The sequence below is a fragment of the Paenibacillus sp. PvP094 genome (assembly GCF_040546835.1).
In the GTDB taxonomy this organism is placed as follows: domain Bacteria; phylum Bacillota; class Bacilli; order Paenibacillales; family Paenibacillaceae; genus Paenibacillus; species Paenibacillus illinoisensis.
The window spans coordinates 3,431,133-3,443,992 of the sequence record NZ_JBEPOM010000001.1 but is presented as its reverse complement, the minus strand read 5'-3'; the positions used below and the strand labels follow the sequence as shown (position 1 = coordinate 3,443,992).

Annotated in this window: 9 protein-coding genes; 2 read left to right on the top strand and 7 right to left on the bottom strand. The window is 49.2% G+C overall.

Annotated features, from left to right (window positions below):
• Positions 1–103 precede the first annotated feature (103 nt).
• Complete coding sequence (locus tag ABIC22_RS15905; protein WP_354482057.1) at positions 104–847, top strand: SDR family NAD(P)-dependent oxidoreductase; 744 nt, start codon at positions 104–106, stop codon at positions 845–847.
• On the top strand, positions 844–1,782 hold the full coding sequence (locus ABIC22_RS15900) for a DMT family transporter (RefSeq protein WP_354482055.1): 939 nt from the start codon (positions 844–846) through the stop codon (positions 1,780–1,782). The genes ABIC22_RS15905 and ABIC22_RS15900 overlap by 4 nt, the downstream gene beginning before the upstream one ends.
• A gap of 98 nt (positions 1,783–1,880) precedes the next feature.
• Here ABIC22_RS15900 and ABIC22_RS15895 read toward each other — a convergent pair whose 3' ends face one another.
• The 7 genes from ABIC22_RS15895 to ABIC22_RS15865 all read right to left on the bottom strand — a co-directional run bounded on the left by ABIC22_RS15895 (position 1,881) and on the right by ABIC22_RS15865 (position 12,794).
• Complete coding sequence (locus tag ABIC22_RS15895; protein ID WP_354482052.1) at positions 1,881–4,067, bottom strand: HelD family protein; 2,187 nt, start codon at positions 4,065–4,067, stop codon at positions 1,881–1,883.
• Positions 4,068–4,242: 175 nt separating this feature from the next.
• Entirely contained in the window at positions 4,243–6,039 is a 1,797-nt protein-coding gene (locus ABIC22_RS15890; RefSeq protein WP_354482049.1) for an ABC transporter ATP-binding protein, read from the bottom strand.
• 91 nt (positions 6,040–6,130) lie between these two features.
• Entirely contained in the window at positions 6,131–7,429 is a 1,299-nt protein-coding gene (locus ABIC22_RS15885) for an NCS2 family permease (protein ID WP_354482046.1), read from the bottom strand.
• A gap of 167 nt (positions 7,430–7,596) precedes the next feature.
• Complete coding sequence (locus tag ABIC22_RS15880; RefSeq protein ID WP_095289508.1) at positions 7,597–8,355, bottom strand: tRNA threonylcarbamoyladenosine dehydratase; 759 nt, start codon at positions 8,353–8,355, stop codon at positions 7,597–7,599.
• Between the two features lie 18 nt (positions 8,356–8,373).
• Entirely contained in the window at positions 8,374–10,152 is a 1,779-nt protein-coding gene (gene aspS / locus ABIC22_RS15875; protein ID WP_095289507.1) for an aspartate--tRNA ligase, read from the bottom strand.
• 217 nt (positions 10,153–10,369) lie between these two features.
• On the bottom strand, positions 10,370–11,623 hold the full coding sequence (hisS, locus tag ABIC22_RS15870) for a histidine--tRNA ligase (protein ID WP_354482042.1): 1,254 nt from the start codon (positions 11,621–11,623) through the stop codon (positions 10,370–10,372).
• A gap of 724 nt (positions 11,624–12,347) precedes the next feature.
• On the bottom strand, positions 12,348–12,794 hold the full coding sequence (locus ABIC22_RS15865) for a hypothetical protein (RefSeq protein ID WP_127538625.1): 447 nt from the start codon (positions 12,792–12,794) through the stop codon (positions 12,348–12,350).
• Between the last annotated feature and the right edge of the window lie 66 nt (positions 12,795–12,860).

Genomic DNA, 12,860 nt, shown 5'->3' with positions numbered 1-12,860 from the left:
GCCAGTTCACTAACAATCATTATACTCCATGCGCAAACAGGACTACAATTCATGTAGATTCCAAACCAGTTCACCAGCTGGATGATGATAAGGAGTGTTCAACATGACATACTGGAACAACCGAGTAGCCTTAATTACAGGCGGCGGAACAGGCATTGGACGTGCGGTGAGTCTGCTGCTGGCTCAAAAGGGAGCACGGGTCGCTGTCAACTACTCCCGGTCGCGGAATGCGGCAGAAGAAACGGTTCAACAGATCGTGGATGAAGGAGGTCGGGCATTCGCTGTTCAAGCCAACGTTGCTGGTGACATGGACGTCCGGCAGATGGTCGCGACAGTTACCGAAACGTATGGCCCCATAACTGCCCTTGTTAACAATGCCGGAATCACCCGTCACATTCCTCTGCAGGATCTGGAATCCGTTACGGAGGATGTTTGGAATGAACTGTATGATGTGAACGTGAAGGGCATGTTTCATTGCGCTCGTGCAGTGGCGGAAGGAATGCAGAAAGCGGGCAGCGGCTCCATTGTGAACCTGGGAAGTATTGCGGGCAGCACAGGTTCCGGCTCCTCTCTCCCTTATGCGGTTTCCAAAGCGGCAGTTCACGGCCTGACCTTATCTCTTGCCCACGCACTCTCACCGCTCATTCGGGTGAATGCCATCGTCCCTGGCGCCGTTGCAACCCGTTGGTGGGCCGGAAACGAGGAACGAATGAATCGTCTCGGTGGCTCGTTGTTATTACAGAGAATTTCTTCGCCTGAGGATATTGCGTACATGATATGTGCTGCGCTTGAACAGCCATCCATGACCGGACAGCTCATTACCGTAGATGGCGGTCAGACGGTATGAGCCCCGGTACTCAAGCTGACAGCCGCGCGATGAAACCAATGAAATATACAATATGGATCTTGTTAACCACATTCATTATGGGCACTTCTTTTCCGGTTGGCAAAATCGGCATGTTGTATGCTCCACCGTTCCTGCTCATGGGCATGCGTTACGTACTGGCAGGGGGCCTGATGGCCTGGTTTCTGCGGAAACGCCCTCTACCTGCAGGATGGCAAGCCTGGCTAAGAATCATTTTAATTGGCCTGTTCCAATCTGCTGGAGTGATGGGATGCGCATATTACAGCATGAACTGGATTACATCCGGTGAATCTGCCATTCTTACCTTTACCAATCCGTTGCTGGTCATTATCATCAGTGCTTTATTGTATCGGTTAACGTATCGCTTCAGCCAGTGGATGGGTGTAATCCTCGGCCTCGCCGGCGTCCTATTAACCTTTGGCTCGCAAATGAGTTTTAGCCCCGGAACCTGGATTGGAATTGGTGGTGCGGTTTCCTTCGCAGTCTCCACATTACTTATTAAACGCTGGGGTGATCGTTACGATACCTTTGTGCTTACCGCGTACCAGATGCTCGCTGGAGGCGCAGTACTGCTTCTGCTTAGCACATGGACTGAACAGCCTTATTTTATGGTGAACCCCACCTCGGTTGCAGTGCTGCTCTGGTTGACGCTTGTATGCTCCATAATCCAGTTCTCACTCTGGTTCTATTTGCTGCAGCATAGTGACCCCGCCCAAACCAGTTCCTATCTGTTTCTGACACCATTCTTTGGAGTATTGTCGAGCTGGATTTTACTGCAGGAACAGGTCCAGTGGTTCGTTGGTGCTGGCGGCATACTCATAGGTGTTGGTATTTTTATGGTTAATCGTCGTTCATCTGCACAGAAAAGGAAAGAACGCTCATCTGAACTCCGCAAGCATTCTCCTCCAATGAGTTGAGATTGTCATACACCAGCAGAAAAAGGCATGCGCTTATGGGATTTACCCATGAACGACATGCCTTTTATATTCTTGATATTACATTGCTCTACCCATGTTTATTCGGTGTCACTATCCGGCCAGCCCTGAATGGTTACCGATTCGCCTTCAGAATGGTGTGTTGCGGCCGCATAAGACGGTAGGTCACCATCATGGAACAGCCACAACTCGTGCAATGCCCTTGTACAGCCCACATACAGCAGCTTGGCATCGCCCGCATTAGACAGATAATGCTGCTCATCCGCATCTGCCACAATAACCGCATCAAACTCTAGTCCCTTGGACAGATAGACAGGTAAAACGGAATGTCCGCCTGTATATTTCTTCTTGCCGCCATCGATCAGGTTCAGGTCCCAGCCCGCATCCAGAAGTTCACGATGAAGCTCAACCGCTTCATGCAGGGTACGCGTCAGAATGGATACTGTGCGGTAGTCTTTCACCGTTAACAGCTTCAAAGCCCGTTTAAGACTCTTCGTTCTTCCTTCACCCTCATAGGCTAATGTTCGAACCGGATCTCCGCTCCGGAAGACAGGAATCGCCGTAATTCCGCTTTTGACCCCACGTTCCAGTATCGTATTGGCATAATCAATAATTTCCATGGTGGAACGATAGCTCCGGGTCAAGGCAAAATATGCATTCTGCTCGTCGGGAAACAGGGTGCTCACCTCTTCCCATGCATGAACCCCGCGATACTCATGAATACCTTGGGACAAGTCACCCAGGATGGTGAAGGAATGTCCTTTGACAAACAGATCCAGCAGAGCGACGTGAAATGGCGAGAAATCCTGCGCTTCATCAATCACGACATGATCGAATCGTTCCGCTCCTTCAATATCATGAATAAGTGTGTGAATATACACGAGCGCAGGCAGATCCTCTTCACGAATAACATCCTGCTTCAGATCTGCTGTCGTCTGCTTCATCACACCTTTGGGAATAAGACTGCTTAGTGAAGCAGGAACTGAGCCACCCTTAGCAGCCTTGAACAGCTGTTTATATAGCGTAAGCGGTTCATATTGGGGCCACTTTTTGGCGTATGCTTTTTCACGTGTCGCTGCTTTCTTTTTGCGTTCTTTACGCACGCTCTCGGGACAAGGCTTCTTGAGCTCCATTTCGATCCAGCGGTGGATCCGCGCCATTACGCGCTCCTTACGTTTAGCCAGTGGGTAGTGCTTATATTCTTCGCTAAACCAGCTTTCGATCTCTGCCTTGCTAAGTACCGCACCGTCCCAGGGACTGAAGTCCAGATCGGGTACCGATTCCTCCTCCATGCCTGACAGCCATTCCTGAATGAGTTTCATGAAGCGTATCGAGCCCTTATAACGCCCAGGTACGTCATCATTCAATTCGGGACGTGCATCCGGCGTTTCAAACCAGGTATTCAGTGTCTCCGACGTATCTGCCAGAGGCATTTCCAATCCCAGCAGATTCATCGCCCAATCTGGGAACGTGCGCTGCTGAATATCTCCAACGCCGAGTTCCGGAAGTACATCCGAGATGTAATCGAGGAACATGTGGTTGGGTGCGAAGATAACCATCTTCTCTGCAGATACCTGCTCTTTGTACTGATACAGCAAAAAGGCCAGCCGGTGCAGGGCAACGGTTGTTTTCCCCGAACCCGCCACACCCTGAATAATCAATGCGGTGTTTCTCGCCGCACGAATGATCTGATCCTGTTCTGCCTGAATGGTAGATACGATGTCACGAAGCTTGTTATCCTTGTTCTCTCCCAGCCGATAAACGAGAAACTCATCCGATACGGCCGGCTGATCGCTATCCCGGTTATATGTGTCTGCAACACGCTCCAATATCCGCTGCCGGATGACAACGTTTCGTTTCAGATAAACCAGGCCTTCAATCAGGCCTTCCGGTGCTTCGTAGGTTGCGGAGGCTTCCCCTCCGGTAAATGAGTAAAACAGGCTCGCGACAGGAGCGCGCCAGTCGATGACGAGCGGATGCTCTCCCACCTCTTCGCGGTCTACGCCGACTTTGCCAATATACAGCGGCTTCCGTGCACCGCTGCCCTGTTCTTCGAAATCCAAGCGTCCGAAATAGGGTTGCTGCGCGCTCTTGGACAAGGCGGTGCGGCGCTCTTCGCGTCCGGCTTCCAGCACTTGTTCGGTGAAATCGTGGCCAGTATAAACCGGTATATTCTTCAGCCGTTCCAGCTGACGATCCACTTCCTCCATCGTTCGCTCTAACCTGTACTCTTCTTCTTGATAGGCACTTTGAAAGCTGTCTGACATGTTTCAGTTACCTCCTAAGAATATGTTTTTTTGCATAGCCAATCTGACGACACAAAAGGATACCCACTATATCATATTGAATGGCAAAAAGCTACAGTTAACAGGACGAAAAGACAAATGAACCGCTGTTCCCGTCCCTTTAAGACGAGAGAACAACGGTTTACATCGTTATCAATTAATACTCCTCGGGCTCTGGCTTCCCATCTTGTGCCACAAACTGTTTCTGAGCCAGCTCACGATATACCGGATGCGTGCTGATTAGCTCTGCATGTGTACCCGTCCCGGTGACATGGCCCTGCTCCAGTACAACAATCTGATCCGAATCCACGACTGTAGACAAACGATGCGCAATTACAACGGTTGTCCGTCCCTCCATCAAATTCGAAAGGGCTTGCTGCACTTCATGTTCCGAAGTACTGTCCAGACTGGACGTTGCCTCATCAAGCATGAGGATATCCGGACTGCGCAGCAGTGCCCTGGCTATGGCAATACGCTGACGCTGGCCGCCCGAAAGCTTGATTCCACGTTCCCCCACCTCGGTCTCGTAACCTTGGGGCAAGTTATCAATAAATGCGGACGAATATGCCATGTCTGCGGCATGCCGGATCTCGTCCATACTTGCTTCTCGTCCAAGCCCATAGGTAATGTTGTCCTTGATGGTACCTGCCATTAACGGACTCTCCTGTGAAACATATCCGATCTTGCTGCGCCAGGATGCGAGCGAATAATCCCTTATGTCTTGTCCACCGTAAGTTATGTTACCCGAACCGGGAAGGTAAAACTGCTCAAGCAGTGAGAATAGAGTTGATTTGCCGCTGCCACTCGGACCGACGATCGCCGTAACTTTACGCGCTGGAACGGTTAAATGGATACCGTGCAGGACTTCTTCTCCTGTGACATAGGCGAAATGCAGGTTGTTGAATGCAATGGTCTCGTTGCCTTTTGGAGCTAATTTCACACTGTGTTGTGGTTCTTCTTCATGTGCAAGAATAGCCTGAATGCGTTCAGTTGCACCGACCACTTTTTGCAAACGTGAATACAGGGTTGTGAACTGACCCATTGGCATAATGACCTGGAACAGCAGCAGAATGAACGCAACGAGCTCACCTGGCGACAACAGCCCCGACGCTACACGCATACCACCCACACCTAGAATGACAACGAGTACAGCGGTCATGACAAAGGTGAACAGCGGCCCGATCAGTGCAAGGATGCGAGCTTCCTGCAGGCCGAATGCAAACATTTTGCGAATTCGGGAGTCTCCTGCTTCCGATTCCTGCTTCTCCGTTCCGTAGGCTTTCACCAAGCGAATTTCGCCAATGACCTGACTAAGCACAGACGTAAGCCCTGCCATCTCATCCTGCTGTTTTTTGGAGATCTTGTACATTTTCCTGCCTACCGGCAGTAGAATCAACAGAGTTAGTGGCACCAGACTGAGTATAATGAGGGACATTACCCAATCCAGATAAAAGAGAAGTGCTACACCACCCACAACCGCAATAATGTTGGATACAAACGAAACGAGATAATCGGCGATCAGTGTCATGATCTGGTTTGTATCATTGGTGATCCGACTCATTGTATCCCCTGTACGATTACGGTCGAAATACGGCATACGCAGGGATAGCACCTTGTTCCACAGTTTCGTTCGAAGTGTGGCAACCACACGTTGTCCGGCATAATTCAGCATATAGATACTGATCCCCGAGGCGATGGCCTGAATGACAAATGCTCCAAGCAGCAGAAAAATCACCGATTTGTCCAGCGCCGAAGTTGTCAGCCCATCAATCAAGCCTTTGGTCATTAAGGGCACAATCAATCCAGCCGTTGTTTGAATCAAGGTTAAGATGAGGGCCAGAATCAGGATCAGCTTCGGAGGGTTCGTGGATGTGATCAGCTTGACGAAATCCTTGAAGCCCTTTTTCCCTACCTTTGGCTCATTCAGCTCTTGCAGCTGCTGCTGTTCTTCCATTCCTGTTCCTCCCGTTCTCCATCTGTTTATCCAAGATCATACGTACGTACTTATATGGGTTTTTCTTTGGTTAGCGATTGATTCAATCTTTTTACAAAATACCATGCAGTACGAAGTTAGCCAAGAAGAGTATCGAAATGCCGTACATGACCACAGGCACCTGTTTTCCCTGACCTGCGGCCAGCTTCGCCAGTGGATAGGCAATGAAACCAAACGCCATGCCGTCCACAATGCTATACGTAAAGGGAATCATGACCATAATCAGAAATGCCGGGAATGCCTCTGTAAAGTCACCAAAATCCATATCCTTCACACCTTGCACCATCAAACCGCCAATGATGATCAAAATGGGGGCTATTGCACTGTCCGGAATATACCCGAGCAGCGGAATGAAGAAAAAAGTCGCCCCGAACAGCACGGCTGTAACGAGCGGTGTCAAGCCCGTGCGTCCGCCTGCTGCAATCCCGGCCGTAGTCTCTGCCGCAGCTACAGGAGGGCTGCTCCCGAATATACCTGCCAATACCGTACTGATCGACAGAGCGCGCAGGCTGCCTTTGAAACGCTGCGGGCGATCAATCATTTGCGTCTGAGCCGTAATCAATCCGATATTTTCGAATACAACAATCAGCAGCAGCAAAAAGACAGCAATCCAGAACGCAACATCAGCCAGCTTCATCAGGGACAATTCGCCAAACAACCCGCCGTATTGACGCAGCGCCTCCATCGCGGACACTGGTTCACCCGGATTCACTGCACCTAGCACATAGGCAAGTCCAGTCCCGATCAGAATACTGATGAGAAGTCCGCCCTGAATATTACGTATGAATAGAATCACAGCAAGTACCAGTGTTACGCAGGCCGTAATGACATTAGGATCATTGAAATGCCCAATTGCTACGAACGTGGTCTGGTGAGCAATAACTATTCCGCTTTTCTGCAAACCAATAAAGGTCAAAAATAGGCCAATTCCCACCGTAATCCCATGCTGCAGGTTTTTCGGTATGGCTTCGCTGATCAATTTATATAGGGATGTAAATGCAACGATTGCAAAAAGTATACCTGTAACGGCCACCACGGCCAGTGCTTCCTGCCAGCTCAGCTTCATGGAATGTACGAGTGTGTACGTAAAAAATGCATTAATCCCCATTCCGGGTACAACCACAATAGGTGACTTTCCGCCGAATGCCATCAGCAAGCAACCCGCAATAGACGTCAGCAGTGTGCCTACCATCGCTGCCTGTAAAGGCATGCCAGCATCTGCCAGAATTGTAGCATTGACCATCACGATATAAACGACAGCAAAATAGGAGATGGCTCCCGCCACAATCTCTTTTTTCCACTGGTCCCCCGGCTCCACACCGAGACGTCTGGTCATCCAACCTTGTTTCATCCGTTCTGTTCCCCTCTCTCTATGTACACTGCCATTTCTCTATATATTTATCATCATTTCGCGCAGCACCACATATCATACACGGTTTTAGGATTGAAGTACATCACGCGATGACTATAAAAAAAGCGCAGGCGCCTTGTAGGCACCTACGCTTTTCGCTCAACAGGTTATTGTTGTTTTTTCGCTGCATTTTCAATCAATTCCTTGACTGCCACACTGACCATGATCAGTCCGGCTACCGGAGGAACAAACGCGTTGCTCGCTGGTGGCTGTTTTGCCTTGCGAATTTCCGGTGCGTTCTCAGGAACGATCTTTTGAGTAACATCTTCACGCGGCTTTAATGGCTCCTCCGTAGAGAAGACCACTTTGACCCCTTTTTTGATGCCTTCTTTGCGCAGTTTTGTACGAACTACACGGGCAATCGGGTCCATGGACGTTTTGGAAATATCCGCGACCTGGAATTTCGTAGGGTCCATTTTGTTCGCCGCACCCATGCTGGAAATCACGGGAATCTTACGTTTGAGGCATTCCTTAATGAGATGGATTTTGTAGATGATCGTGTCGGATGCATCCAAGACATAATCCAGTTCATATTTAAACAGTTCCTCATACGTTTCTTCCGTGTAAAACATGTTCAAGGCGATGGCATCAATCTCAGGGTTAATGAGCTTGACCCGGTCCACCATCAGATCGGCTTTTTTCTGACCAACGGTCGTGGTCAACGCGTGAATCTGGCGGTTAACGTTGGTGATGTCCACCACATCCTTATCGATCAGGATGATGCGTCCAACCCCGCTGCGAGCAAGGGCTTCAACGGCTATACCGCCCACGCCGCCAATACCAAGCACGGCAACTGTACTATTTTTCAAAGCATCCAGACCTTCAGGTCCGATTGCCAGCTCTGTTCTTGAAAATTGATGGAGCATTGAGAATCGATGCCTCCTTTATTTCTTTTCCGCCACCGGTTTACGGGCTACACGGATATGAAGTTGTTCCAACTGGGCTCCGTCCACTTCAGAAGGTGCGTTCATGAGCAGATCGGTTGCACTTGCCGTTTTCGGGAAGGCAATGGTTTCACGCAGGTTTGTACGGCCTGCCAGCAGCATAACGAGACGGTCAAGACCAAAGGCGATACCGCCATGTGGTGGAGTTCCGTATTCGAATGCTTCAAGCAGATAACCGAATTTCTCATTGGATACTTCTGGAGAAAGCCCAAGGGCAGCGAACATTTTCTCTTGCACGTCACGTTTGTAGATACGCATTGAACCGCCACCTACTTCATAACCATTCAGAACAAGGTCATAAGCTTGAGCACGAATCGCACCCGGGTCTGTATCGAACAGAGCCACATCTTCGTCTTTTGGACGAGTGAACGGATGATGTTCTGCCACGTAACGTTTCGCATCTTCATCATATCCAAGGAGTGGGAAGTCCACAACCCAGGCAAATTTGAATTTGCTGTCATCAATCAGACCAAGTTGACGGCCGATTTTCAGACGCAGTGCACCCAGAACGTCTGCAACCACTTTTTTGTTGTCCGCAGAGAAGAGCAGCAAGTCGCCTTCTTCAGCGCCAGTGCGTTCTTTTACCGCTTCAATCTCTTCCGGTGTAAAGAATTTCACGATTGGGCCTTTGAATTCGCCGTCTTTCACTTGAATCCACGCCAGACCTTTGGCACCGTAACGTGCTGCGAATGGTCCGAGATCGTCGATCTCTTTGCGGCTCCACGTGCCACAGCCTTTGGCATTCAGTACTTTCACTTCTCCACCTTTTTCGATGACAGAAGCAAATACTTTTACACCACTGTTCGCTACGATATCGTTCATTTCCACCAGCTCCATGCCAAAGCGCAGATCCGGTTTGTCTGAACCGTATTTACCCATCGCATCTGCATACGTAATCCGTTGGAATGGCAGCTCAAGCTCAATGCCTTTCGTTTCACGCAGCAATTTGGCCATCAGCTCTTCCATCATCGGCAGCAGGTCATCCTGTTCCAGGAAGGAAGTCTCGATGTCGACTTGTGTGAACTCAGGTTGACGGTCTGCACGCAGATCTTCATCCCGGAAGCAGCGGGCGATTTGATAATAACGCTCAAGTCCGCCGACCATCAGCAATTGTTTGTAGATTTGCGGAGATTGCGGCAAAGCGAAGAATTCACCTTCATGCACACGGCTTGGTACGAGATAGTCACGCGCACCTTCCGGGGAGCTCTTCGTAAGAATCGGTGTTTCCACTTCAACGAACTCTTCTCCATCCAGGTAGTCACGGAATACTTTAGACGCTTTGGAACGCAATTTCAGTGTTTCGTACATTTCCGGACGACGCAGATCCAGATAACGATATTTCAAGCGAAGGGACTCATCGACTTCCACACCATCTTCAATGAAGAATGGCGGCGTTTTTGCCGCGTTCAGCACTTCGATTTCCGTAATCTGAACTTCAATTTCACCTGTAGGCAGGTTTTTGTTCACGGTCTCTTCATCACGTTTAACCACTTTACCCGATACGGCGATAACATACTCACTACGTACCCGGTCAGCAATTTGCAGAGCTTCGCCGGAGTAGGCCGGGTTAAATACCACTTGTACAATACCGCTGCGGTCACGCAGATCGATAAACAGTACGCCCCCCAGGTCACGGCGGGTCTGTACCCAGCCGTTCAATGTTACGGTTTCGCCGATGTGTGCGGTCGTTAATGCGCCGCAATGATGACTTCTTTTCATAACCAAACTCCTCATTATGTGAATTTCCGTTCTGTGCAAGTTGGCCAAGACCATTACTTTAACAGCGCGGTTGCGTGAAGACGATGTATTGAAAGGCGTTGTACTTACGGGAGCTGTAACATTCTTGGACAAAATCCACATTGAATGGCTTCCAGGCCCCGTAAGGCTGCCGAATCATATAAAAAAATGAATTTAACTTACTCTGGCTTGTGCGATCTTACTGGGCTCCCTGAATGGTTGCAATCAGCTCTTCCAGTTTCACGGTTTGCTGTTCACCTGTATCCATAGCCTTGAGTGCGATCTCCCCGCGTTCCAGCTCATCATCACCAAGAATCGCCGTATAACGGGCTTTGTAACGATCCGCTGATTTCATTTGAGCCTTCATCTTGCGCCCCAGATAATCACGTTCACCTGAAAGACCGGACTGACGAAGTTTGAACAACAAACGGTTTACTTCCCGATCTGCTGCTTCTCCAAGAGCAACAAAGTACACATCAAGCGGAGTGAGGGCACTTACATTAATGTTTTGGTGTTCCAGAATCAGTTGAATGCGTTCCAGACCGATACCAAAACCAATGCCCGGTTGATCCGGTCCGCCGATATCTCCAACGAGGCCGTTATATCTGCCGCCGCCACCTACGGTATCAATGGCACCAATCCCCTGTGCCTTCAATTCAAATGCTGTCATGGTGTAATAATCCAGTCCGCGCACAAGACGCGTATTCACTGCATAGTCTACGCCGAAATCATCCAGGAAACCTTGAACTTTGGCAAAGTGGTTTGTTGCTTCCTCGTCCAGGCTATCCAGAATGGAAGGCGCACCGACAAATTTGTCCTGATCTACCTTACAATCGAGGACGCGAAGCGGATTGCGTTCCATGCGATTTTGGCAATCCTTGCACAAGGTGTCCTTCATCGGTCTCAGGAAGCCCAGCAGCTCTTCACGATAGGCAGCACGGCTTGCCGCATTACCCACCGAGTTCACTTCAACTTTGACATCCTTCAACCCCAGCTCAACACAGAACTGATAACCAAGTGCGATAACCTCTGCATCAATTGCCGGATCTACTGCTCCGAATGCCTCTACCCCGAACTGGTGGAACTGACGCTGGCGTCCTGCTTGCGGACGCTCATAGCGGAACATGGGACCTACATAATAAAGTTTCGTTACGTCTGGCTCCCCATAGAGCTTGTTCTCTACAAAAGCACGTACAACACCAGCAGTTCCTTCCGGACGAAGTGTCATGCTGCGATCGCCCTTATCCTTGAACGTGTACATTTCTTTTTCAACGATGTCAGTTGTTTCGCCTACCCCTCGCTCAAACAGTGAAGTCTGTTCAAAAATGGGTGTACGGATCTCCCGGTAATTAAAACGGCGACACAGATCCTTAATTTTCTCTTCGACAAACTGCCACTTCTCCACTACGCCCGGCAGTAAATCCTGTGTTCCCGTTGGTTTCTGAAAAGCCATCTTGCATCCCTCCAGCCTCTATTTTCTCTATATAACAAAAAAATCCCTCGCCCTGTCGCTGCATACAGCAAACAAAGGGACGAGAGATTGTGTATATACATTCACCCGTGGTACCACCCACATTCCGGAACTCCTGACACTTTCGCCGTTCAGGTGATCATCTGATCATGAAAGACTGCATTATCGCAATCCGATCAGACCATCGTTCCGCTCTACGTGTAACGCACGTCCTGCGCAGGCCGGCTAATGGCTATCAGAATCATCTCTGATGTGTTCGCCGTCTGTTCTCGGGGAAGTCATTCGTCCGCTCATCAAGAGAATCCTTACAGCCAAGGGATTCCTCTCTGTTCATGTGGGCACGGAGTACTTGGTCCCGTCATCAAATCAGTAATATAATTCAAGAAAACGACTGATATTGACTATAGTCAACATATTATTTTCTGATTGTAATGAACCGCAGTACTAAAGTCAAGGGCTAACATCAAAAGACAGCAAAAAAAAGCCTGCACACGGTGTGCAGGCTCAAAGGATATATAAAAAAAGGGGGTCATGCTTGTTATTATAAACGCCCTATGTTAAAGCCTTATGTAACTAATATTACAGTAATATTACAAAAATGATAGCGCTTTATATTTATAAAAGTAAACTTATACAGAAGAGCCCTTGTGATCGCGCTGACATAAATGAAGTCAGGCGTCGCAGGGGCTCTTCCATGATCTACACGTTAATTCAATTCTTCCACATAGGCATTGTTGGAGCGAAGCTTATGAACAATTTCATCATAATCCTCATCCTGGACTTTGGCAGACAAAACATAATGCAGATCATCATAATCGTCCGAGGAGACGTCTGCCGCTCTGAGCAGGTCACCGTCCGCATTCACATTGTCGCGCACATCCCGGTCAGCATTACGATCCACATTACTAACCACTGGAACAACATTCTCACTTGCCGGAACTCCAGGCGCTGTACCCACACCCATGGCTCCATTTGTACCTGCGCCACCCGCCGTATTATAAGGCACCAGCGGTAGCAAGATGCGTTTGTCTCTGCCAATCGCACTGTCCAGCTGTCCTACCTCCAAATGCTCGGTACGAAACGTCTGAAGTGAAGTTCTAGCACCCTCCGCCTCATCTTCGGTTCGAAAATATGCCTGAATATGCTTTGCCATGTCAAACCCTCCTTTGTCGGAATAAATTACATCATGTATTTGTGCAGATTAACTTGATAAACAAGT